This window comes from Pseudomonas quasicaspiana, from assembly GCF_021147825.1.
Classification (GTDB): domain Bacteria; phylum Pseudomonadota; class Gammaproteobacteria; order Pseudomonadales; family Pseudomonadaceae; genus Aquipseudomonas; species Aquipseudomonas quasicaspiana.
In genome coordinates this window covers 62,621-87,118 of the sequence record NZ_JAGTPI010000008.1, presented here as the reverse complement: position 1 = coordinate 87,118, position 24,498 = coordinate 62,621, and the positions used below count along the sequence as shown (strand labels likewise).

Genomic DNA, 24,498 nt, shown 5'->3' with positions numbered 1-24,498 from the left:
CAAACGACAGACATGGGTCGAATGTACCGGCCTCTTCGCAAATAAATTCGCTCCTACCGGGATCGCGCGACCAACTCCTCTACTTCCTGCGCATCCGGCGATGTCGCCGGACCCCAGCGAGTCACGGCAATTGCCGCCGCAGCGTTGGCCCTCAAGGCCGCCTGTTCCCATGAAAGCCCTGCCGCCAGGTTAGCCAGAAGCACGCCCGCATGGGCATCACCCGCGCCATTGGTATCGATGGCTTTGACCGGAAAGCCGCCCACATGCCGCGTCTGTCGATGCTGACGAACCCAGCACCCTTTCGGTCCGTCGCGGACCACGATCAAGGCATCATCCGGCAGCAACTCATCCAGCCGGTCAAGCGCCTGGGCAATGTCTTCACACTGAGTAAAACGCAACGCCTCTTCGCAATTGCTGCTCCACAGATCAAGCCGAGGCAGCAACGCCCTGACCTGCGGCGCATCGGGCGAATGCACCAGCGGCCCCGGATCGAACGCCACGGTCACACTGGTCGGCAAGGACCCCAGCCAATCCAGGAGGCTCTGCACTTTGCCTTCGTGCAACAGGCTGTAGCCACTGACGTAAACATAGTCATCGGCTTGCACCGTCACGCTATTCAAATCCTGTGCCGACAAACCGCCTTCGGCCCCCACGTAAGAAATGAACGAGCGCTCCGCTGACGGTTCGATCAGTGCCACGGACAGCCCGGTGTCCTGCTCCTCGCTGCACGCAGCACTGAACTGAATACCTTCGGCTGTCATGGCCTGACGCGCCAGATCACCGAACTGACCTTTGCCATGGCGACCCAGATAGACCACCGGCATGCCGTTGCGCCGGGCCGCAGCCATGACATTGAAACCGCCACCCGCTTCAAACCGGGCGGAACTGGCCAGTACATCGCCGCCAGAAGCTGGCAGCTTGTCCAGCGCCATGACCAGGTCGACAACGACCTGGCCGGTGTGCAGCAATCTAGCGGGCATGTTGGGCCTCTTCGGAAAACGCTCGGCGATCACGGGCACCGCCCAGAATCCCATAGACACCACCCGCCACCAGGAAGGTCACGATCCAGCCCAGGCCGTTATGACCCAACCAAGAGTCGGACAGGAAACCGGTGAACAACACGTTGTCAGCGGTAGTGGCGACGGTGGTAAAGCTGAAGCCCAGCACGATCGCCAATGCCCAGGCTCCCAGTGCACGCCACTCCACGCCGCCGCTGTACCAGTAAGCACTGCTCGGCGATACGTCCATCAGGTCTTTACCCGAGTAAACCTGGCGATGAATGAGGTCGACAATGAAGATCCCGACCCACGCCGTAATCGGCACTGCCAGCAGCGAAATGAAGGTAATGAACGGGCCGTAGAAGCTCTCGGCGATGAGCATGAAATAGATCGAGCCGATGAAAATCGCGACGATATCGACGATCACAGCGTGAACCCGTTTGACCTTCAAACCCAGGGTCAAGGTGGTCAAACCGGCCGAGTAAACGGAGAGGTTATTCGACAGCAGCAAGCCACCAAACGCAGTAATCAGGTACGGCACAGCCATCCAGTTCGGCAACAGTTCGCGGATCGCGATGATCGGGTCGGTGGCCGAGGCCAGATGATCATTGCCCACCGACAACAACCCACCAAGGGTAATCAGCAACACCAGCGGAATCCCCGCACCAAATGCCGCCGAGGCCACCAGCCGCGTGGCTTTGACGCTGCGATGCTGATAGCGGGACATGTCCGCACCGGCGTTGGCCCAACCGATGCCGGTGCCTGCCGCCATGATGCCCACGCCAATGATCATTGCGCTCAGTGGTGCAGGCGCCGCGCTGAACACCGCATTCCAGTCGATATGGGCAATCAGGAAGCCGCCAACCACCACGTTCAGCGCGCCAAAGATGTAAGTCGCCCACTTCTGGATAACCAGCAACGTGGCGTGGCCCAAGCCGGAAACGCACAGCGTCATCAGCACGAAAATGGCGATGAACACCAAGGTCAGGGCCGGCGTGTTTTTCGCTTCAACCGGAGTGCCGAACAGGATCGCGGACAGCGACAGCAGCACGAAAGCTGCCGTCGTGGTGTTGACCGTTTCCCAGCCCAGGCGAGACATCAGCGAAACGATGGTCGGACCAATATTGCCGCGCACACCGAAGATGGCGCGGGACAACGTCAGGCTCGGCGCGCGTCCACGGCGACCGGCGATGGAGATCACCCCGACTACCGCAAACGATCCCGCCGCACCGAGAATCGCCACAATGATTGCCTGCCAGATCGACAACCCCCGGAACGCCACCAACGTCGCACCCAAAGGCAAACCGAGGATGCTGATGTTGGCGGCAAACCACACCCAGAACAGCTGCAACGGATGGCCATTGCATTCGCTTTCCGGGACCGGCTCAATGCCGCGGGTTTCCAGTTGTCCTGCGCTTTGTGTGCTGCTTGATGAAGTCATGAGCCTAGCTCCAGTGCCGGTTATTTTGGTTGTGGGCAGTGCGGAATCAGTAACACGTCCGTGTCATGTGTGGCTGTCGGGACAGCCGGATGCCTGGCGCCACAACGGTTGCCCGCGCGGCGTCAACATTCTTCACATCAGCAAACTCAGGCTGAACGCAAGGCCAGCAGTCCCTCGACCAGAGCCGTCAGCTCCAGCCCGTTAACGCGTTTGACCTGATCAATCAGCACCGGTGGCCAGGCTCGCAAACCCTGACTGGCACCCAGAATTGCGCCGAGAATCGCCGCGATGGTGTCGGTGTCGCCGCCGAGGCTGGCTGCCATGCACAGCGCTTCAAATGCCGACAAACGATCCACTGCGACTTGCTGCGCCAGAGCGAAGGCTGCGACCACCGATTCCTGTGACGCCACCGAGGTGCCGATCACGTCGTAGAGCAAATCCGGCAGTGCCTCGTTATCGCAATCGGCGCACAACTGTTGCGCCCATTCGATACGTGCCCCGACGCGCCCGCCCGCGACCCAATGACCGTGCTGCTCGCCCAGTTTGGCGGCGACGATGCCGAGCTTCAGCGCATCGCTCAGGCTCGCACCGTTGATCCCGGCGGAAACGGCACCGGCCACTGCAGCAGCACTGGAAATCCCAAGGGTGGTGTTATGGGTGACCTGACAGGCCTGGACTACCGAAGCAATAAACCGCTGCGGGTCGGCAATGTTGGCGGCAATGCCCACCGGGGTGATACGCATCGCGGCACCGTTGGTGGTGCCAAACCGGCCTGACTCTTCAGGGCTGTGACCCGCAAGAATCATTCCGATGGCGCGCTTGGTGGAAGGGCCCAGCAGATCCTGTGACCCCTTGGCCTGCATCACCGCTTCCCAGTCGATCAGGCTTTGAGCCAGATCAGAAGGGTTGATGCGCCCTGCCCCAGCCACCAGCAATTCGCCGACCAATACAGCCTGCTCGGTGTCATCGGTGATTGACCCTGCGGGCATATTCGGCGCAATGGGTTGATCAGCATCGGCGGCCATCAAGGTCAGGATTCGACCGAAACGCGCCTCGATCTGAGCACGACTCAACGATTGGGTCGGCATGCCCAGGGCATCGCCCAAGGCCAGCCCGTAGAACGCCCCCAAGGCGCGATCGGTTGTGTCGACAAGGCTCATGACTGACCTCCGAACGCCAGATGCATCCTGAAATGCACCGGGTCCAGCAAGCTCTCCACGTGCTCCATGAAGCGCTCTTGTCGATCGTAAGTTGTACGGATAGCCTTGAGGAAAACGCTGCCCGGCTTGCGCATCATTAACATCGCATCGTCGGAGCTCAGCGGCTCGGCGCCGATCCATTGATCACCACGATCACCGACGAAGCCGTGAGCCGCCAGCGTGATGGTCAGGGAGTCCTCGATCAAGCCGGTGTCGGGCAGGTTTTCCAGCCCTTCGATAGCCGGGACCAACGCCCGTTCAAGGGAAACCACGCTGCCATCGGCAGCGCTGCGCCGACGGTCAATAGCGATGAAGTGGACGGTGCCAAAGCGGCTGTGCAGGTCTGCCCGCTCGACCTGCACGACGCGCAGGATTTCGGTAGTAACCCTCGCTCCGGTATCAGCCAACGCCTGCGCCCAGCCGCTGCGCTGATCAAGGCTGATGCCGTCGTAGGTCACAATCGAACCGACACCCGACTGGGTGGCGATGTAATTGCGTCGTTTGAGTTCGGCGAGGGCTTCACGCAACGTGCCGCGACTGACATCGAATTCCTGCGCCAGCAGATGCTCGCCCGGCAACAGATTGCCCGACTCTAGCTGGCCACATTCGATGCGTCGTGCAAGCTCATCCACTACGCGTTGTTTTTTATCAAATCGGACATGTCTAATCATGTACAAAGTGATAACCGAAAGCTGCCTTGGTCGGCAACATTTATTTCACGGAGGAAACCAGAGTTTATGTGTGTGGGAGCGAATTCATTCGCGAAGGCGGTGGCATACAGGACAGAAACTCTGTCGACCAGACCAGCCCTTTCGCGAATAAATTCGCTCCTACCGAGATAGATCCCGAAGAATCTATAGCGAATATCCGGTTACTTCCCCTCGCCCAATATCTGACGAATGGCACCCACAAACACCTCAACCGGCTGCCCGCCCGATACTGCATATTGGTCATTGAAGACAATCGTCGGCACCGAGCTGATGCCTCGTGAAACCCACAATTGCTCTTGCTCGCGGACTTCGGCGGCAAATTGATCGCTGCTCAGAATCGCCTCTGCACGCACTCGATCAAGGCCGACTTTCTGCGCAACATCAGCCAACACGCGATGGCTGGACGGATCAGCAAGGTCTGTGAAATAAGCCGCGAACAATGCTTCCTTCAACGCTTTTTGCTTGCCTTCAAGCTCGGCCCAATGCAGCAGCCGATGGGCGTCAAACGTGTTGTAGATGCGGCGGTTACCCTGAGTGAAAGTGAAGCCTAGCTCGGCCCCACGCTGACGAATATTTTCCCGGTTGGCGGCAGACTGTTCAGGCGTCGAACCGTATTTCTCGAAGATGTGCTCGTTCAGGTCCTGCCCTTCAGCAGGCATGTTCGGGTTCAGCTCAAAAGGCTGGAAATGAATCTGTGCGCGCACTTCATCGCCCAGCTCAGCCAGGGCGTCGTTCAAGGCTCTCAGGCCGACCACGCACCAAGGGCAGGACACATCGGAAACGAAATCGATTTTTAGCGGAGTGCTCATGGCAGGCTCTCTCTGGATAAAGAAAGCCACCACGATACGCCTAAGTCGGGAGGTTGTTCAAAGCTGAGCCATGTTGCGACCGTCGTCGTGCTGCGCACGTAAGTAAGGCAACACGGCTGCCAGCAAGGGCGCTTTGAAGGCCTCCTGAAAGCGGTGCGCCAAGCCTGGAATCAGCCGCAATTGGCTGCCGCGAATGTGCGCCGCCACATGCACACCGTGCATGACCGGCAATAGCGGGTCGGCGGTGCCGTGCACCACCAGCACCGGCAGGCGAAGACGGTCAAGCAATTCCACCCGGCTCGGCTCAGCAAGAATCGCCAGGATCTGACGCTTTACGCCTTCAGGATTGAAAGCCCGGTCGTAGGACGCAGCAGCTTGCTGCAACAGCATTGCGCGATCATCCTTGACCTCCGGACTGCCCAGCGCCGCGAGCAAATCAGCCTGTTGTTCCAGTGCTGCTTCGCGATTAGGCGCACCACGTTTAGCCAGCAACTGCAGCAACGCGGGATTGGGCATCGGTAAACCCTGCGCTCCGGAGCTGGTCATGATCAGGGTCAGGCTCTCGACGCGCTGCGGTGCGAGATCCGCCAGATGCTGCGCAATCATGCCGCCCATGCTCGCGCCTAATACATGAAACTGGCGAATCTGCAGGGCATCCATCAGCCCCAGCGCATCGTCAGCCATGTCGGTCAATGAATACGGTGCAGACACTTGCAAGCCCAGCTTGTAGCGCAGCACTTCATAGGCGAGGTTGGCATTGGCTGGCGGAGCGTTCCAGGTCGACAGACCGACGTCACGGTTGTCATAGCGAATGACCCGATAACCCTGCTGACACAGAGCAGCCACGACTTCGTCAGGCCAGTGAATCAACTGACCACCCAGCCCCATGACCAGCAGCAACGCTGGGTCGGATTCGCTGCCGATACTCTGATAGGCGAGCCGCACTTCTTTGAGCGCGGCTATCTGCACAGGAACATTGACATCACATTTGGAGGCCGCAAAAGACGGCAAGCCGCACAAAAGTGCGGCCAGAAAAAGAAGAACGCGCATTAAGAAACACCGACAAACAAATCCCCAGTAGGCAGCGAGTGTGATGAAGTTTTGCAAAGCGCGCTGCCACAGTTACGTGACAGTTTGATGAAGGGGGCTGAGCGGTCGTTTTCGAGCCAACCGCACAATCCCGTAGGAGCGAATTCATTCGCGAAGAGGCCGGTACATCCGCAGCCTGTTTATCGATTGGAATGCCGCCTTCCCGAATAAATTCGCTCCCACAGGATGCGCAGTCACCTTTGAAGCTTCAGGCCAACTGGCTGCGCAGTTTCCGCGCTGCGGCCACCATGTTCACCAATGCCGCCTCGGTTTCGGGCCAGGCACGGGTTTTCAGGCCGCAATCCGGGTTGACCCACAAGCGCTCGGCAGGCACATGCTGCACGGCCTTGCTCATCAATCGCACCATCTCATCCGTACCCGGCACGCGTGGCGAGTGAATGTCGTAAACACCGGGACCAATGTCATTCGGGTAGTCGAACGCTTTGAAAGCCTCCAGCAACTCCATGTCCGAGCGCGAGGTTTCGATAGTGATCACGTCGGCATCCATCGCCGCGATGGACTCGATCACGTCGTTGAATTCGCTGTAGCACATATGGGTGTGAATCTGCGTTTCGTCCCGCACACCGCTGGCACACAAGCGAAACGCTTCAACGGCCCAATCCAGATATTCCTGCCATTGCGCCCGGCGCAGCGGCAAGCCTTCGCGGAAGGCGGCTTCGTCGATCTGCACGATCTTGATTCCGGCCGCTTCCAGGTCCACCACTTCATCACGAATCGCCAATGCCAGCTGTTGCGCCTGCACTTTGCGGGACACGTCTTCCCGTGGGAACGACCACATCAACATAGTCACCGGCCCCGTCAGCATGCCCTTCATCAGCTTGTCGGTCAGGCTTTGTGCATAGCTGATCCAGTCCACAGTCATGGCCTGCGGGCGACTCAGGTCGCCAAAAATCACCGCCGGTTTTACGCAGCGCGAACCGTAACTCTGCACCCAGCCAAAGCGGGTAAATGCATAACCGTCCAGTTGCTCGGCGAAGTACTCGACCATGTCGTTGCGTTCGGCCTCGCCGTGCACCAATACGTCCAGCCCCAGGCGTTCCTGAATCTGCACGGCATGGCGAATCTCGTGACGCATGGCATCGTGGTAATCATTGGCCGACAGCTTGCCCTGCTTGAACGACTGACGCGCCAGACGAATCGACGCAGTCTGTGGGAATGAGCCAATAGTCGTCGTCGGAAACGCAGGCAAGTCCAGACGCTGGCGTTGCTGCTCGATACGTTCGGCGAAAGCAGATTGGCGCTGGCTGTCCTCCGCTGTGATCGCAGCGATACGTGCCTGGACCTGCGGCTTGTGAATACGCGACGACTGCACGCGGCTAGCTTGTACCGCGCGGCTTTCGGCCAACGCGCCTTCTACACTGTCGGGATCATTCAAAGCCTTGGTGAGCAGCGAAATTTCACCACACTTCTGCACGGCGAACGCCAGCCAGCTCTTGAGTTCGACATCGAGCTTGTCTTCACGACCCAGGTCAACCGGGCTGTGCAACAAGGAGCAGGAGCCGGCTACCCAGAGATTGTCGCCAAAACGCTGCTGCGCTTCACGCAACTGATCCAGTGCTTGCTCGAGATCACAGCGCCAGACATTTCGCCCGTTGACCACACCCAGCGACAGCACTTTGTAAGTCGGCAAGCGATCCAGCACGGCAGCCAGTTGGTCCGGCGCACGTACCAGGTCGATGTGCAAACCGTCCACCGGCAAAGAAGCCGCCAGCCCAAGGTTGTCTTCCAGACCACCGAAGTAAGTCGCGATGAGCTTTTTCAGCGGTGAATATTGCAGACTGTGATAAGCGCGCTCGAAGGCATTTTTCCAGTCCTGAGGCAGGTCCAGTGTGAGGATAGGCTCATCGATCTGCACCCACTCCACACCCTGCCCGGCCAGACGACCGAGGATTTCGCCGTAAACAGGAAGCAGGCGCTCCAGCAGGTCGAGCTTGTCGAAAAGTTCACCCTTGGCCTTGCCCAGCCACAGGTAAGTCAACGGGCCGATGATTACCGGCTTGACCTTGTGACCCAGAGCGCGGGCTTCATCCACTTCTTCGAACAACTGCTCCCAGCTCAACTGGAAGCGCTGATCCTGGGTAAATTCCGGGACCAGATAGTGGTAGTTGGTGTCGAACCACTTGGTCAGTTCCTGAGCATATTGCTGCTGGCCATGCCCCTGAACATGTGTACCGCAGCAGCTTTCAGCACCACGGGCCATGGCGAACAAGGTGTCCAGTGTCGGCAAACCTCGGAAATCTCGTGTATCAGCGAAGCGCTCAGGCACCACACCGAATGCCAGCGAGTGGCTCAACACTTGGTCGTACCAGGCGAAGTCGCCCACCGGCAGCAGTTCGATACCCGCATCTTTTTGCAGTTGCCAATGGGTGGCCCGCAGATCACGGCCTACTGTGCGCAAACCGTACTGATCGATATCGCCTTTCCAGTACGCTTCCAGCGCTTTTTTAAGTTCACGGTCAGCGCCGATGCGCGGGAAACCAAGATTGTGGGCCAAGGCCATGATGAAGCTCCTGTCGAAATATGACGCCATTGTCGACAGCCGGACCAACGTGAGACAAACTCATTGTTTTCGTGTTGATCACAAAATTCATTCATGGAGCGCAGAGATGTCTGCGAGACGAGATGCTTGAGATACGCCATCTGAAAACCCTGCATGCCTTGCGCGAGGCCGATAGCCTTGTGGAAGCCGCCGAGCGCCTGCATCTGACGCAATCAGCGTTGTCCCACCAGTTCAAGGAACTGGAAGAGCGAATGGGCATGCAGTTGTTTGTGCGTAAAACCAAACCCGTACGCTTTACCAGCGCCGGGCTGCGCCTGCTGCAACTGGCGGACTCGGTGCTGCCACAATTGCGTGGCGCTGAACGGGACATTGCCCGACTGGCGGGCGGCACCGCCGGGCGTTTGCACATGGCGATCGAGTGCCACAGCTGTTTTCAATGGCTGATGCCAACCATCGACCAGTTCCGCGACGCCTGGCCGGAAGTCGAACTGGACCTGGCTTCCGGCTTTGCCTTCGCACCCTTGCCTGCTCTGGCCAGAGGAGATCTGGATCTGGTGGTGACGTCCGATCCGCTTGAACTGGTGGGCATTACCTACGTGCCGTTGTTTACCTACGAGGCCATGCTGGCGGTTGCCAATCAGCACACATTGGCGAGCAAGCCGTACATCGTGCCCGAAGACCTGATCAAGGAAACCCTGATCACTTACCCCGTGGAACGGGATCGGCTGGATATCTTCACGCGCTTCCTTGAACCCGCCGACATCGAACCGGCGCAGGTGCGCACATCGGAACTCACCGTCATGATGATGCAACTGGTCGCCAGCGGCCGTGGCGTCTGTGGCATGCCCCACTGGGCATTGCATGAATACAGCTCGCGAGGCTATGTGAAAGGCAAACGCCTGGGCGAAAAAGGTTTGTTCGCTACACTCTATGCCGGAGTGCGAACCGACATGCTGGACGCGCCCTACATGCGCGACTTCCTGCTGACTGCCAAGGACACGTCGTTCTCGACGCTGGATGGGGTGAGTGCGGTGCGGTGATGGTGTGAACGACGCAGAACCTGTGGGCGATTCTATGTTGGCATGCAAACGCTGATCACGGTGGGAGCGAATTCATTCGCGAAAGCGGAATTCCAGAAGAAAGAGATGTATTGAATGTACCGGCCCATTCGCGAATGAATTCGCTCCCACAGGACTTCGTTCAGCCAGTGCCAGCAACGGCCCCCACAATCGTATCGATTTCAATACACCGTAACGATTTCAATACGAAATTGGCATGCCCGCCGCCGCCAAGGCTCTGATCCGTCGAAAGTTTGTAACCGGATACAGGTTGTATCGATTTCGCTACACCGCAAATCATTGCTAGATATTCGATATCATATAACTAGCTGATTTATATAACAAAAATAAAACTGGCCGCATATTTGCTAAGTGTTTGTCATCAATGCTCGGGCCTGCCGCGAGCATCAAAGTCACCTTAGGAGTATCTATGAGCGAGTTGCGATTCACCGTCGATCACGAATGGCTGCGGGCCGAAGCCGATGGCAGTGTCACGGTAGGCATCACGCCTTACGCGCAAGAATCTCTGGGTGATGTGGTTTACGTGCAACTTCCTGAGCTGCAGACCTACGCCAAAGACGCCGAAGCCTCGGTCGTCGAATCGGTAAAAGCAGCCAGCAGCATCAACATGCCGCTCGATGGCGAAGTGGTTGAAGTCAACCAGGCCCTCGACGCCACTCCAGAACTGGTCAATGAAGACGCCCTGGGCGCCGGCTGGTTCTTCCGCTTCATTCCCCAAGACGCCAGCGCTATCGATAGCCTGCTTGATCAGGACGCCTACGACCGCCTGATCAAAGCCAACGCCGAAGCCTGAGGAGCAGACCATGACTGACCGTATTCAATTGAACACCGCCAACGAGTTCATCGCCCGTCACATAGGCCCACGCGCCGCTGACGAACAGGCCATGCTGCAAACCCTGGGCTTTGATTCGCTGGAAGCCCTGAGCGCCAGCGTCATCCCGGAAAGCATCAAAGGCACCAGCGTTCTGGGCATGCAGCCAGGCCTGAGCGAAGCAGACGCACTGGCGTCGATCAAAGCCATCGCAAGCAAGAACCAGCTGTTCAAGACCTACATCGGTCAGGGTTACTACAACACCCACACGCCTGCGCCGATCCTGCGCAACCTGCTGGAAAACCCGGCCTGGTACACCGCCTACACGCCTTATCAGCCAGAAATTTCCCAAGGCCGTCTGGAATCGCTGCTGAACTTCCAGACCCTGATCAGCGACCTGACCGGCCTGCCAATCGCCAACGCCTCGCTGCTCGATGAAGCCACCGCCGCTGCAGAAGCCATGACCTTCTGCAAACGCCTGAGCAAGAACAAGAGCAGCCACCAGTTCTTCGCTTCCAGCCACTGCCATCCGCAAACCCTCGACGTGCTGCGCACTCGCGCCGAGCCACTGGGCATCTCCGTCGTAGTGGCTGATGAAGCAGAGCTGACCGACGTCAGCCCGTTCTTCGGCGCCCTGTTGCAATACCCTGCCAGCAACGGCGACCTGTTCGACTACCGCGAACTGGTTGAACGCTTCCATGCTGCCAACGCTCTGGTGGCCGTCGCGGCAGACCTGCTGGCCCTGACCCTGCTGACGCCGCCCGGTGAGTTCGGTGCAGACGTGGCCATCGGCAGCGCCCAGCGTTTTGGCGTGCCACTGGGTTTCGGCGGCCCGCATGCTGCTTACTTCTCGACTAAAGATGCGTACAAGCGCGACATGCCTGGCCGTCTGGTCGGTGTTTCCGTGGACCGTCACGGCAAGCAGGCCTTGCGTCTGGCCATGCAGACCCGCGAGCAACATATCCGTCGCGAGAAAGCCACCAGCAACATCTGCACCGCCCAAGTGCTGCTGGCCAACATCGCCAGCATGTACGCCGTTTATCACGGCCCACGCGGCCTGACGCAAATCGCCAACCGCGTGCATCACCTGACTGCAATTTTCGCCAAGGGTTTGAGCCAGCTGGGCCTGAACGTCGAACAGCAATACTTCTTCGACAGCGTGACTGTGAACACCGGCGCTGATACCGCAGCGCTGCATGCCAAAGCACGCGCCCAGCAGATCAACCTGCGGGAAATCGACGCTCAGCGTCTTGGCCTGTCGCTGGACGAAACCACCTCGCAAGCATCGGTCGAAGACCTGTGGGCGATCTTTGCCGGTGACGGGCAAACCCTGCCGGACTTCGCAGCACTGGAACAAAGTGTTGAAGCTCGCCTGCCGCAAGCACTGTTGCGCGAGTCGGCGATCCTCAGCCACCCGGTGTTCAACCGCTATCACTCTGAAACCGAGTTGATGCGCTACCTGCGCAAACTGGCCGACAAGGACCTGGCGCTGGATCGCACCATGATCCCGCTGGGCTCGTGCACCATGAAGCTCAACGCAGCCAGCGAAATGATCCCGGTGACCTGGGCTGAGTTCGGCAACCTGCACCCGTTTGCACCTGCGGACCAAAGCGCTGGCTACCAGCAACTGACCGACGAACTGGAAGCGATGCTTTGCGCAGCCACCGGTTACGACTCGATCTCGCTGCAGCCTAACGCGGGCTCTCAAGGTGAATACGCCGGCCTGCTGGCGATCCGTGCCTATCACCAGAGCCGGGGCGACGAGCGCCGCGACATCTGCCTGATCCCGCAATCTGCTCACGGCACCAACCCGGCCACCGCCAACATGGCTGGCATGCGCGTTGTTGTGACAGCGTGCGATTCGCGTGGCAACGTCGACATCGAAGACCTGCGCGCCAAGGCCATCGAGCACCGCGATCATCTGGCCGCGATCATGATCACCTACCCGTCGACCCACGGCGTGTTTGAAGAAGGCATCCGCGAGATCTGCGCTATCGTTCACGACAACGGCGGCCAGGTTTACATCGACGGCGCCAACATGAACGCCATGGTCGGCCTCTGCGCACCGGGCAAGTTCGGCGGCGACGTTTCCCACCTGAACCTGCACAAAACCTTCTGCATCCCGCACGGCGGTGGCGGCCCGGGCGTTGGCCCGATTGGCGTCAAGTCGCATCTGACCCCGTTCCTGCCGGGCCACGCGACCATGGCCCGCAAGGAAGGCGCAGTCTGTGCAGCACCGTTCGGCAGCGCGAGCATCCTGCCAATCACCTGGATGTACATCAGCATGATGGGCGGCGAAGGCCTGAAACGCGCCTCGCAACTGGCGATCCTCAACGCCAACTACATTTCTCGCCGCCTTGAAGAACACTACCCGGTGCTCTACACCGGCAGCAGCGGTCTGGTGGCTCACGAATGCATCCTCGACCTGCGTCCGCTGAAAGAAACCAGCGGCATCAGCGTTGATGACGTCGCCAAGCGCCTGATCGACTTTGGCTTCCACGCACCGACCATGTCGTTCCCGGTTGCTGGCACCTTGATGATCGAGCCGACCGAAAGTGAATCCAGAGAAGAGCTGGACCGCTTCTGCGACGCCATGATCAAGATCCGCGAAGAGATCCGCGCAGTGGAAAGCGGCGTACTGGACAAGGAAGACAACCCGCTGAAAAACGCCCCGCACACTGCGGCGGAAATCGTCGGCGAATGGACCCATCCTTACAGCCGCGAGCAAGCGGTGTATCCAGTTGAGTCCTTGATCGATGGCAAATACTGGCCACCGGTTGGCCGCGTCGACAACGTGTTTGGCGACCGCAACCTGATCTGTGCCTGCCCGTCCATCGAGAGCTATCAAGAGGCGTGATTCATTGCGCAACTCCTTTGTAGGAGCTGCCGAAGGCTGCGAAAAGACCGGAACGGTCTTCGACCCTCTGACACCTGCTCCGCAGGTGATCGCAGCCTGCGGCAGCTCCTACAGGGATTTCATCCGCCTCTTCAAAAGGATTGAACCATGACAACCGAACAACTGCTCACCACCCCGCTCCACGCCCTGCACCGTGAACTGGGTGCCAAAATGGTGCCTTTCGCGGGCTACGACATGCCGGTGCAATACCCGGCGGGCGTGATGAAAGAACACCTGCACACCCGGGAAAAAGCCGGGTTGTTTGATGTGTCGCACATGGGCCAGATTCGCCTGAGCGGTGCCGATGCCGCCAAGGCACTGGAAGCTCTGGTGCCGGTGGACATCATTGACCTGCCCGTCGGCATGCAGCGTTACGCAATGTTCACCAACAACACCGGCGGCATCCTTGACGATCTGATGGTCGCCAATCTCGGCAATGACCAACTGATGCTGGTGGTCAACGCTGCCTGCAAGAACGACGACCTTGCCCACCTGCAGAAACATCTGGGTGAGCATTGTGAAATCCAGCCCCTGTTTGAAGAGCGCGCCCTGCTCGCCCTTCAGGGTCCGCAGGCTGTGACCGTGCTGGCGCGTCTGGCGCCGGAAGTCGCAAAAATGACCTTCATGCAGTTCGCCAGCGTGCAGTTGCTGGGCGTGGACTGCTACGTCAGCCGCTCGGGCTACACTGGCGAAGACGGCTACGAGATTTCTGTACCGGCCGATCAGGCTGAAACCCTGGCCCGGCGCTTGCTGGATGAACCGGAAGTGGCCCCGATTGGCCTGGGTGCGCGCGACTCGCTGCGTCTGGAAGCAGGCTTGTGCCTTTACGGCCACGACATGAACACCGAGACAACCCCCATTGAAGCCAGCCTGCTGTGGGCTATTTCCAAAGTTCGCCGCGCTGATGGCGCTCGTGCCGGCGGCTTCCCCGGTGCCGAGCAGATCTTTGCTCAACAACAGACCGCCCCAGCCCGCAAACGCGTTGGCCTGTTGCCACAGGAACGCACGCCTGTGCGCGAAGGCACAGATATTGTCGATGCCCACGGCAACTCGATTGGCACCGTATGCAGCGGCGGCTTCGGCCCCAGCCTTGGCGGTCCTTTGGCGATGGGTTATTTGAACAGCGCGTTTACCGCACTGGACACTCAAGTCTGGGCGGTAGTGCGCGGCAAGCAAGTACCGATGCTGGTCAGCAAAATGCCTTTCGTTGCACAACGCTACTATCGCGGGTAAGTGCCAGTCGCGGCTGATTAACGGCGTCAAAAAAATACGGCGGCTAACGCCTATATCAGCCGCTTGTATTACACGCACTAAACAGCAGCGTAATAGCCAAAACAGCGCACTCGAAGAGTGCGCCTAACAGTAAAAAACTATCGATTCCTGATAACTGGTAAATATTTTAAAACGCCGCGAAACCGCCTGAATCCGGGCACCAGACAGGGGCTTGTGTTTGTAATAAGAGTTAGCGTAGAGTTTCTCAACTGTGTTTGCATGGGTCGCTGAATCGGGACCTGGGCAGTAGCGCCAAGTTTGCTACAACCCGCTCTACGCTTCTTAATTCCTGCAACCAGCCCAGTACTCTTTCATGTGAAAGAGGCTGTCATCAATTCAAGTTCCAGGGAATAAGAAAATGGCTGAACGTCAGAGCGGTACCGTCAAGTGGTTTAACGACGAGAAAGGTTTTGGTTTTATCACTCCAGAAAGCGGTCCGGATCTGTTTGTGCACTTCCGCGCTATTCAGGGCAACGGCTTCAAGAGCCTGAAAGAAGGTCAGAAAGTGACTTTCGTTGCGGTGCAAGGCCAGAAAGGTATGCAGGCTGACGAAGTTCAAGCCGAAGCGTAAGCCTTGGAACATGAAAAGCCCCCTGGTATTGATATCAGGGGGCTTTTTTGTGGGCGCGAGTCAGTAACATGCACGCTTTCGATGATTGAGAACCGCTGCCATGTCCCGACACCTGCTTAGCCCGCAAGGTGACTTCCCGCCCGCGAGCCTGGGCCGTCGCCTTGCTGCGATTTTCTACGACGCGCTGCTGTGCTTTGCTCTGCTGCTGGTCACAGCCTTTATCTACAAGCTGGTGTTGATGGCGTTCATTGGCGAGGCCCGACTGAAGGCGATGTCGGAATCAGGCTCGCTGGACGGCGACCCATTCCTGTCTACGATTTTGCTGCTGGTGATATTTGGTTTCTTCGCGAAATTCTGGACTCACTCAGGGCAAACGCTGGGCATGCAGGTGTGGGGCATCCGCGTGCAGAACGCCGATGGCAGCGGAATCAGTCTGCTGCAAGCGCTGCTGCGCTTCATGGTGTCCATCGCATCGTGGCTGTGTTTAGGGCTGGGGTTTATCTGGGCGTTGTTTGATAAGCGGAATCGTAGCTGGCATGACCTGTATTCCAATAGCCAGTTGGTGCGGGTGCCGAAGAAGCGGTAGAACAGCTCATCTTTGCGGGTGGGTGGTGCCATTAGATCCCTACAGCCGGATCGCGATCCGGTAGGAGGCAACTTGTTGGCGAACGGGCTTGATGCGGCGATTCAGGCTGACCGCCTCGCGAACAAGTTCGCTCCTACCGGAGCGCGCGGTTATGTAGGAGCGCGCTTGCCCGCGGCAGCTGTAGTAAGTTCGCCACGGTACTTAACTGCACACACAAAAAAGCCGACACGAAGTCGGCTTTTTCACAGCTGCGAACCTTACCCGGCCCTGCGCAACAACAGCACCCCGGCCAATGCACAGACACCCGCAGGCACCAGCACTGCAAATAACGGCGAGAAGCCGAACACAAGGCTCGATGGCCCCAGCAGGTCCTGCACGATGCGGAAGGTGAACCCCACCAGCACGCCGGTGAACACCCGCTGGCCCAGCGTCACGGAGCGCAGCGGACCGAAGATGAAGGAAATCGCCATCAACACCAACGCGACGGTTACCAGCGGCTGCAGAACCTTGGTCCAGAACGCCAGCCAGTAACGGCCATTGCTCAGGCCTTGATCGGCCAGGTAGTGCGCGTATTGCCACAAACCGGTGATCGACAGCGAGTCGGGCGGCATGACAACCGTGCTGAGCAACTGCGGACTCAGCGCAACGTCCCAACGCTCGTCAGCGGTCTTGATCACCTCGGTGCTGCCATCGCGGAAGAAGGTGGTGGAGATGTCGTTCAACGACCAGTGATCTTCGTTGAACTTGGCCTGTCTGGCGAAGCTGGCGCTGAGCATGTGACGCTCATTGTCGAAACGATACCGTGTCACGCCGTACAGAATGCCGTTAGGTTGCACTGAGTTGATGTGAATGAACTCATCGCCCTGACGGTGCCACATACCGTGGCGTGCACTTTGCGCATCACCACTGCCCTGCGCCAGAGAACGGTTGGCCTGAGCCTGGTTCTCGGCTGCGGGAGCTACGTATTCGCCGATCAGTACACCGGCAATCATCAGCACCAGCATTGGTTTCATGACCGCCCAGACGATACGGCCGATAGACACGCCAGCGGCACGCATGATCGTCAGTTCGCTGCTGCTGGCCAGGCTGCCCAGGCCGATCAGGCAGCCAATCAGCGCCGCCATTGGCAGCATTTCATACACACGCCGTGGCGCAGTCATCAATACGAAGCTGCTGGCATCCAGCAAGGTGTAGCTGTCGCTGATGTCACCCATTTCATCGATAAAGGCGAACAACGACGCCAGACCGAGAATGATCCCGAGAACCGCCAGGATGGCAACGAAAACGCTTTTGCCAATGTAACGATCGAGCTTAACCATGAGCCACCTCCGACGCGCTGCGGCGACTCGCCATCTTCAAGCGCAGCGGCTCCCAGTACAAAAGCCCAAGGCCGATCAACAGAAACAGCACATGCACCCACCAGATTCCCAGCGCCATTGGCAGCTTGCCTTTCTCCAGTGCACCGCGCACCGCGATCAGCATGGTCAGGTAAGCCATATAGAGAAGGATTGCAGGCAGCAGCTTCAGATAACGACCCTGACGCGGGTTGACGCGGGACAGCGGCACTGCCATCAAGGTCACGATGAACACCAGAATCGGCAGCGAGATACGCCACTGCAGTTCGGCTTTATTGCGCAAGACATCGCTGCCGAACAGGTCGGAGGTCGGAATGGCTTCGCGGTCAGTGATCTCGTCGCTGATGTCCGGCTTGGGCAGCATCGCGCCATAAGTGTCGTACTTGATCGCCCGATAATTGGCCTCACCCGGATTGCCGTCATAGCGATAGCCGTTCTCCAGGATCAGGAAGCGGTTGCCGTCCGGCTTGATCTCCTGGTGGCCTTTTTCTGCCACCAGAACGGTAATCCCGCGATCCTTGCTCTTGTCGGAGGAGACACGCTTTTCCGAAATGAACACGCCGCCCAGATTCGAACGGTCTTCGGAAAGCTCCTGGGTATAAGTGACGCGAGTACCATCGCGTAGCGCCTGGAAGCGGCCTGGCACTAACGTATCGAATTCGGTCATCGCGTCCTGCTTGTTAATAAGCAGGGAGAACTGGGTCGCGCCTTGCGGTGCCAGGCTAAAACTCAGCCAGGCTACCAGCAGCGCCACCACGGTCGCCGGTGCCATGGTCATCCACAGCAAACGCTGCTGGCTCATGCCGGTCGCGGCAAGAACAGTCATTTCGCTTTCAAGGTAAAGCCGACCGTAAGCCAGCAGAATCCCCAGAAACAGACCCAGCGGCAGGATCAGTTGCAGGAAGCCGGGCATACGAAAGCCCATGATCATGAACAGTACGCCCGGATCCAGTGCCCCGGACGCAGCCTGCGCGAGGTACTTGATGAAGCGTCCGCTCATGATGATTACCAACAACACGGCGCTCACAGCGCTCAGGGTAACCAGCACTTCTCGGGACAGATAACGAAAGACGATCAAACCAGACACTCCAGGGTCGCCAGGCTCAGGCAGCCAGACAAGAAAAGGTACTAGCAGTGGCGGCAGATTCAACACAGGTCTGCCAAAAAATATGCGGCATTATCCTGTGAATGAGGTCCTCTGTCACTGCGTGCTCCGGATAGTTCTCTCGGAAACGTCCTGCACAGAGCCACATTCACATGTTTTCCGGGGTTGTCAGCGATCCCGTGGCGGGGTCAAACTGCGGGCCTTGTCGTTGGCATGTTGATGCGAAACACCCGCTCCCTGCCGCGCACGTCATTCATTTCGCGATAGCTCATCGTTTATTCGGGGACCCCGACATGGAATTGGTTGTTAAAAGCGTAAGCCCAGAAACCTTGAAAACCGCGACCCTGGTAGTCGCCGTAGGCGAAGGCCGCGCGCTCAGCGACGCTGCAAAAACCGTAGACGCGCTCAGCGGCGGCGCCATCAGTGCAGTGCTCAAACGTGGCGATCTGGCCGGCAAAGTGGCTCAAACCCTGCTCCTGCACAACCTGCCCAATTTGAAAGCCGAGCGCGTTTTGCTGGTCGGCACCGGTAAAGAAGCGGAATTGTCTGACCGTCAATTCAAGAAAGTCATCAGCGCCGTGCTGTCGACTCTTAAAGGTTTGGGCGGCAGCGACGCAGCCATCGCCCTGGATCAGGTCGTCGTCAAAAGCCGGGATACCTACGGCAAGGCACGTCTGCTGGTAGAAACCCTCGCCGACGGCGAATATGTTTTTGATCGTTTCAAGAGCAAGAAAGCCGAAGCCAAAGCGCTGAAAAAGGTCACCTTGCTGACCGACAAGATCAGCGTCGCCGATGTAGAGCGTGCAGCTACTCATGCACAGGCCATCGCCGCTGGCATGGCGTTCACTCGCGATCTGGGCAACATGCCGCCTAACGTCTGCCACCCGGTTTATCTGGGCGAACAGGCCAAGGCGCTGGGTAAAGCACACAAGAACCTCAAGGTTGAAGTTCACGACGAGAAGAAACTCGCCGAACTGGGCATGGGTTCGTTCCTCGCCGTGGCACAGGGCAGCGCTCAGCCGCCACGCCTGATCGTGATGAACTACTCCGGCGGCAAGAAAAGCGAAAAGCCTTTCGTGCTGGTCGGTAAAGGCATCACTTTTGATACCGGCGGCATCAGCATCAAGCCTGCTGCGGGCATGGACGAGATGAAGTTCGACATGTGTGGCGCTGCCAGCGTGTTCGGTACTCTGCGCGCCGTGCTGGAACTGCAACTGCCGATCAATCTGGTATGCGTCATCGCCGCCGCGGAAAACATGCCGAGCGGCACCGCGACGCGTCCAGGCGATATCGTCACCACCATGAGCGGTCAGACCGTGGAAATTCTCAACACTGACGCCGAAGGCCGTCTGGTGCTGTGTGATGCGTTGACCTACGCCGAACGCTTCAAGCCTCAGGCCGTGATCGACATCGCTACGCTGACCGGCGCTTGCGTCGTGGCATTGGGCGGTCACACATCCGGTCTGCTGGGCAACAACGATGCACTGATCAATCAGTTGCTCGACGCTGGCAAGTTTGCCGACGACCGTGCATGGCAATTGCCGTTGTTCGACGAATATCAGGAGCAACTGGACAGCCCGTTCGCCGACATCGCCAACATTGGTGGCCCGAAAGGCGGCACCATCACCGCAGCCTGCTTCCTGTCGCGCTTCACCAAAACCTATGACTGGGCGCACCTGGACATCGCCGGCACAGCCTGGCTGAGCGGCGGCAAGGACAAGGGCGCCACCGGCCGTCCGGTTCCGTTGTTGACCCAGTACCTGCTCGACCGCGCCGGCGCGTGAGGAAACCGGGGGCGTTAACAGCCCGGTAGGAGCGAACTTGTTCGCGAGGCGATAGACCTGCAAACGCATTTATTACGCCTCGCGAACAAGTTCGCTCCTACCGGAAACTGCGTTTCATGTGATGTTTGACAAGCGCCCCGCGACCTGGAACCTACATGACACAAGTCGATTTCTACATTCTCCCCAGCCCCGATCCTTCGGCACGTCTGGACTTCGCCTGCAAGCTCACGGAGAAAGCCTGGCGCATGGGCCATCGGATTTACCTGCATTGCAGCGATGCCGCGCAGCGTGAAGATCTGGATGCCCGGCTATGGCGCTTCAAGGGCGAAACTTTTATTCCCCACGGTGACGCTGAAGACGATCAGGTCGCGCCAGTGGTGCTGGGCCTCGGAGAAGACCCGGGGCAACATCAGGATCTGCTGGTCAATCTGGACCTGCGCATCCCCGAATTTTTCAAACGTTTCGCCCGCGTGGCGGAAATAGTGGTGGAAGACCCCGCCATACGACTGGCCGCACGAGAGAGTTTTCGTTTCTATCGTGAACAGGGCTATCCTCTGCAAGATCACCGACTACAGCGGCTTTGAGCACACGATGGATAATTCAAACCCTCTGAAAAACTCCGCCCATTTGCTGGACGACCTCGAGTCGATCCGCCAACTGCTCGGCGATGACTCCCAGCAACCGCCCACTCATGGCGAAGGGCAGATCCCTTTGCTGTTCGATGTGGTGGGCGCAAAACCGGCACTGCACCAGGAACTGGATTTCGGCGATGAAGATGAGGCCGATATTCCAACCCTGACACCTGAGCCTGTCGCACAACCCGTCGAAACGCCCGTGGCTGCTGCTCCGGCGCAGGCAAGATCAAAAGAAGATGCTCTGTTGCATCTGGACTCGGAGCTGCGCGCCGCCGCCCAGTTGATCATGCAGGACGTCATCGACGACTTCGCGCCGCATATCGAGACGGAAATCAAACGCCGTCTTGAAGCGCGGATGGAACGGCTGCTGAGCCAGTATCAGAATTAAATAACCACGGCGGCGCCTGGACTGATGCATTCGCGAATGAATTCGCTCCCACAGGGGTAACCGCATTTACCTGTGGGAGCGAATTCATTCGCGAAAAAGCCTTAACAGTCGAAAATTCAGTATCTGATTCACACATAACCCAATTTTGCGTCACCCATCATCGCCCCGCTCTACGCCCAGCCGTTCATCCCCGCTATACTTGTCGGCTTTCCCGAATTACAGCAATAGGTTCCCGCCGCGCATGGACAAGACCTACCAGCCGCACGCTATTGAAACTTCCTGGTATCAAACCTGGGAATCCGAGAATTACTTCGCCCCACAAGGCGCGGGTGACTCGTACACCATCATGATCCCGCCGCCGAACGTCACCGGCAGCCTGCACATGGGCCATGGTTTCAATAACGCGATCATGGACGCCTTGATCCGTTTCCGCCGCATGCAGGGTCGCAACACCCTGTGGCAACCGGGCACCGACCACGCCGGTATCGCCACGCAAATGCTGGTAGAGCGTCAGATCGAAGCGCAAGGCCTGAACCGTCACGATCTGGGCCGCGAAAAATTCCTGGAGAAAATCTGGGAATGGAAAGATCAGTCCGGCGGCAACATCAGCCGTCAGATCCGCCGCCTGGGCTCGTCCGTTGACTGGAGCCGTGAGCGCTTCACCATGGACGACGGCCTGTCGGACGCGGTTAAAGAAGCTTTCGTACGTCTGCATGAAGACGGCCTGATCTATCGCGGCAAGCGTCTGGTCAACTGGGACACCAAACTGCACACCGCTATTTCCGACCTGGAAGTGGAGAACCACGACGAGAAAGGTTTCCTGTGGAACCTGCGTTATCCACTGGCTGACGGCGCGAAAACCGCTGACGGTCTGGATTATCTGATCGTTGCCACCACGCGTCCGGAAACCATGCTCGGTGATGCCGCCGTCGCCGTTAACCCGGAAGACGAGCGTTACAAAGCGCTGATCGGCAAGTTCGTTGAGCTGCCACTGGTTGGCCGCCGCATCCCGATCATTGCAGATGAATACTGCGACCCGGAATTCGGCACCGGCTGCGTGAAAATCACCCCGGCCCACGATTTCAACGACTACGAAGTCGGCAAGCGCCACAACCTGCCGCTGCTGAATATCTTCGACAAGAACGCCAACGTACTGGCCGCCGCTCAGGTGTTCAACCTCGACGGCACCCTGAACGAAACCGTAGACGGAACCCTGCCCGCCGAATACGCAGGTCTTGACCGTTTCGAAGCGCGCAAGCAGATCGTTGCTGCATTCGACGCCGCCGGCCTGCTGGTCAGCGTCGACGATCACGCCCTGAAAGTCCCGAAAGGCGACCGCTCCGGCACCATCATCGAGCCGTGGCTGACTGACCAGTGGTACGTGTCTACCAAGCCTTTGGCTGAACCGGCTATCGCTGCAGTTGAAGACGGCCGCATCGCCTTCGTGCCCAAGCAGTACGAAAACATGTATTTCTCGTGGATGCGTGACATCCAGGACTGGTGCATCAGCCGTCAACTCTGGTGGGGCCACCGCATCCCGGCCTGGTACGACGAGTCCGGCAAGGTATACGTCGGTCGCGATGAAGCCGAAGTACGTGCCAAGAACAACCTGGGCCCCGACGTTGCGCTGCAACAGGACAACGACGTACTCGACACCTGGTTCAGTTCGGGCTTGTGGACCTTCTCCACCCTAGGCTGGCCGGAAAAGACCAAAGCGCTGGAAACCTTCCACTCCACCGACGTACTGGTTACTGGCTTCGACATCATTTTCTTCTGGGTTGCCCGGATGATCATGCTCACCATGCATCTGGTGAAAGACGAAGACGGCACGCCGCAAGTGCCGTTCAAGACGGTGTATGTGCACGGTCTGGTCCGAGATGGCCAAGGTCAGAAGATGTCCAAGTCCAAGGGCAACGTCCTCGACCCGCTGGACATCATCGACGGCATCGAGCTGGAAGACCTGGTGCAGAAACGCACCTCCGGCATGATGCAGCCGAAACTGGCGAAGAAAATTGAAAAGCAGACTCGCGACGAGTTCGCTGACGGTATCGCCAGCTACGGCACCGACGCCCTGCGCTTCACCTTCTGCTCGCTGGCGTCTACCGGTCGCGACATCAAGTTCGACATGGGCCGCGTTGAGGGCTATCGCAACTTCTGCAACAAGATCTGGAACGCCGCACGCTACGTGCTGGACAAAGGCGAAGACTGTGGCCAGAACGGCGAAGAAGTCGAACTGTCCCTGGCTGATCGCTGGATCATCTCGCAACTGCAGCGCACCGAAGCCGAAGTGACCCGTCAACTGGATCAATTCCGTTTCGACCTCGCGGCTCAGGCGCTGTACGAGTTCATCTGGAACCAGTACTGCGACTGGTATCTGGAACTGTCCAAGCCGGTGCTGTGGGACGAGAATGCCCCGGTTGAACGTCAGCGTGGCACCCGCCGTACGCTGGTTCGCGTGCTGGAAGTTGCGCTGCGTCTGGCGCATCCGTTCATGCCGTTCATCACCGAAGAAATCTGGCAGCGCCTCGCGCCGCTGGCCGGTGCAGAAGGCAAAACCATCATGCTGCAGCCTTGGCCAGTGGCCAATGAAGCGCGCATCGATCAAGCCGCCGAAGACGACATCGAATGGCTCAAGGGCCTGATGCTCGCCACCCGTAACATCCGTGGCGAAATGAACATCGGTCCGGGCAAGCCGTTGCAACTGTTCCTCAAGAACGTCAACGCCGAAGACCTGCGTCGCCTGCAGGAGAACGATTACCTGCTGAAGAAACTGGCCAAGCTGGAATCCATCACCGTACTGGAAGCAGGCGCAGAAGCACCGCTGTCGGCTACCGGTCTGGTGGGTGAAATGGAAGTGCTGGTGCCAATGGCTGGCCTGATCGACAAAGATGCCGAGCTGGCGCGTCTGGACAAGGAAATCCTGCGCCTGCAAGGCGAAGTGCAACGGGTCGGCGGCAAGCTGTCCAACGCTGCCTTCGTTGACAAGGCACCGCCTGAGGTCATCGCCAAGGAACGCGCGAAGATGGCCGAGGCCGAACAGGCCTTGGGCAAGCTGGCTGAGCAGCATGCGCGGATTGCGAGCTTGTAAATAAAACAGTCAGCCAGCCTTCCCCAAGGCTGGCCGACAACAACGAACCCTGTAGGAGCGACCGGGGTGGCGCTCCACCTTGCTCGCGATAGCGGTCTGTCATTCACACCTGACAAACTGCTATCACGAGCAAGGTGGAGCGCCACCCCGGTCACTCCTAC

At 58.6% G+C, this 24,498-nt stretch carries 19 protein-coding genes; 10 read left to right on the top strand and 9 right to left on the bottom strand.

Annotated features, from left to right (window positions below; all coding sequences use genetic code 11):
• Positions 1-53: 53 nt before the first annotated feature.
• The 7 genes from KDX30_RS07855 to metE form a co-directional block, all read right to left on the bottom strand.
• Positions 54-980 carry a PfkB family carbohydrate kinase gene (locus KDX30_RS07855; RefSeq protein ID WP_231675438.1) on the bottom strand — a complete coding sequence of 309 codons (927 nt, stop codon included), beginning with the start codon at positions 978-980 and terminating at the stop codon, positions 54-56.
• The gene (locus KDX30_RS07850; protein WP_027900774.1) at positions 970-2,439 is read right to left on the bottom strand and encodes a purine-cytosine permease family protein; all 1,470 of its coding nucleotides are present in this window, start codon (positions 2,437-2,439) and stop codon (positions 970-972) included. The genes KDX30_RS07855 and KDX30_RS07850 overlap by 11 nt, the downstream gene beginning before the upstream one ends.
• A 146-nt stretch (positions 2,440-2,585) precedes the next feature.
• Positions 2,586-3,599, bottom strand: coding sequence for an ADP-ribosylglycohydrolase family protein (locus KDX30_RS07845; RefSeq protein ID WP_231675437.1), 1,014 nt, complete (start codon positions 3,597-3,599; stop codon positions 2,586-2,588).
• Positions 3,596-4,309 (bottom strand): GntR family transcriptional regulator, encoded by a 714-nt coding sequence (locus KDX30_RS07840; RefSeq protein WP_049826996.1) that lies wholly within the window; start codon positions 4,307-4,309, stop codon positions 3,596-3,598. The genes KDX30_RS07845 and KDX30_RS07840 overlap by 4 nt, the downstream gene beginning before the upstream one ends.
• A gap of 200 nt (positions 4,310-4,509) precedes the next feature.
• Positions 4,510-5,157 (bottom strand): DsbA family oxidoreductase, encoded by a 648-nt coding sequence (locus KDX30_RS07835; protein ID WP_231675436.1) that lies wholly within the window; start codon positions 5,155-5,157, stop codon positions 4,510-4,512.
• 57 nt (positions 5,158-5,214) lie between these two features.
• Positions 5,215-6,207, bottom strand: coding sequence for an alpha/beta fold hydrolase (locus KDX30_RS07830; protein ID WP_099270397.1), 993 nt, complete (start codon positions 6,205-6,207; stop codon positions 5,215-5,217).
• A gap of 247 nt (positions 6,208-6,454) precedes the next feature.
• A complete protein-coding gene (gene metE, locus KDX30_RS07825; protein ID WP_231675435.1) occupies positions 6,455-8,767 on the bottom strand; it encodes a 5-methyltetrahydropteroyltriglutamate--homocysteine S-methyltransferase in 2,313 nt (770 codons plus the stop codon).
• A 122-nt stretch (positions 8,768-8,889) separates the two neighbouring features.
• Between metE and metR the strand changes: the two genes are divergently transcribed.
• The 6 genes from metR to KDX30_RS07795 all read left to right on the top strand — a co-directional run bounded on the left by metR (position 8,890) and on the right by KDX30_RS07795 (position 15,982).
• Entirely contained in the window at positions 8,890-9,807 is a 918-nt protein-coding gene (gene metR, locus KDX30_RS07820) for a transcriptional regulator MetR (RefSeq protein ID WP_231675434.1), read from the top strand.
• 448 nt (positions 9,808-10,255) lie between these two features.
• Positions 10,256-10,639, top strand: coding sequence for a glycine cleavage system protein GcvH (gene gcvH / locus KDX30_RS07815; RefSeq protein ID WP_095101330.1), 384 nt, complete (start codon positions 10,256-10,258; stop codon positions 10,637-10,639).
• 10 nt (positions 10,640-10,649) lie between these two features.
• Positions 10,650-13,514, top strand: coding sequence for an aminomethyl-transferring glycine dehydrogenase (gcvP, locus tag KDX30_RS07810; protein WP_231675433.1), 2,865 nt, complete (start codon positions 10,650-10,652; stop codon positions 13,512-13,514).
• 147 nt (positions 13,515-13,661) lie between these two features.
• Positions 13,662-14,786, top strand: coding sequence for a glycine cleavage system aminomethyltransferase GcvT (gcvT, locus tag KDX30_RS07805; RefSeq protein WP_122703924.1), 1,125 nt, complete (start codon positions 13,662-13,664; stop codon positions 14,784-14,786).
• A gap of 397 nt (positions 14,787-15,183) precedes the next feature.
• Positions 15,184-15,396 (top strand): cold-shock protein, encoded by a 213-nt coding sequence (locus KDX30_RS07800; RefSeq protein WP_027902257.1) that lies wholly within the window; start codon positions 15,184-15,186, stop codon positions 15,394-15,396.
• 100 nt (positions 15,397-15,496) lie between these two features.
• On the top strand, positions 15,497-15,982 hold the full coding sequence (locus KDX30_RS07795) for an RDD family protein (RefSeq protein WP_231675432.1): 486 nt from the start codon (positions 15,497-15,499) through the stop codon (positions 15,980-15,982).
• A 257-nt stretch (positions 15,983-16,239) separates the two neighbouring features.
• On the opposite strand, the gene lptG is transcribed toward KDX30_RS07795, so the two are convergent.
• Complete coding sequence (gene lptG / locus KDX30_RS07790) at positions 16,240-17,301, bottom strand: LPS export ABC transporter permease LptG (RefSeq protein ID WP_027902259.1); 1,062 nt, start codon at positions 17,299-17,301, stop codon at positions 16,240-16,242.
• Positions 17,294-18,415, bottom strand: a complete 1,122-nt coding sequence (lptF, locus tag KDX30_RS07785) for an LPS export ABC transporter permease LptF (protein ID WP_027902260.1) — start codon at positions 18,413-18,415, stop codon at positions 17,294-17,296. The genes lptG and lptF overlap by 8 nt, the downstream gene beginning before the upstream one ends.
• Positions 18,416-18,735: 320 nt before the next feature.
• Here lptF and KDX30_RS07780 point away from each other — a divergent pair, with 320 nt between their 5' ends.
• The 4 genes from KDX30_RS07780 (at position 18,736) to KDX30_RS07765 (ending at position 24,337) form a co-directional block, all read left to right on the top strand.
• On the top strand, positions 18,736-20,226 hold the full coding sequence (locus tag KDX30_RS07780) for a leucyl aminopeptidase (RefSeq protein ID WP_099270402.1): 1,491 nt from the start codon (positions 18,736-18,738) through the stop codon (positions 20,224-20,226).
• Between the two features lie 155 nt (positions 20,227-20,381).
• Positions 20,382-20,810, top strand: coding sequence for a DNA polymerase III subunit chi (locus KDX30_RS07775; protein WP_099270403.1), 429 nt, complete (start codon positions 20,382-20,384; stop codon positions 20,808-20,810).
• 7 nt (positions 20,811-20,817) lie between these two features.
• The gene (locus KDX30_RS07770; RefSeq protein WP_122703920.1) at positions 20,818-21,249 is read left to right on the top strand and encodes a DNA polymerase III subunit chi; all 432 of its coding nucleotides are present in this window, start codon (positions 20,818-20,820) and stop codon (positions 21,247-21,249) included.
• Between the two features lie 241 nt (positions 21,250-21,490).
• Positions 21,491-24,337: a valine--tRNA ligase gene (locus tag KDX30_RS07765; protein WP_122807207.1), complete on the top strand. Its 2,847-nt coding sequence runs from the start codon at positions 21,491-21,493 to the stop codon at positions 24,335-24,337.
• Positions 24,338-24,498 lie beyond the last annotated feature (161 nt).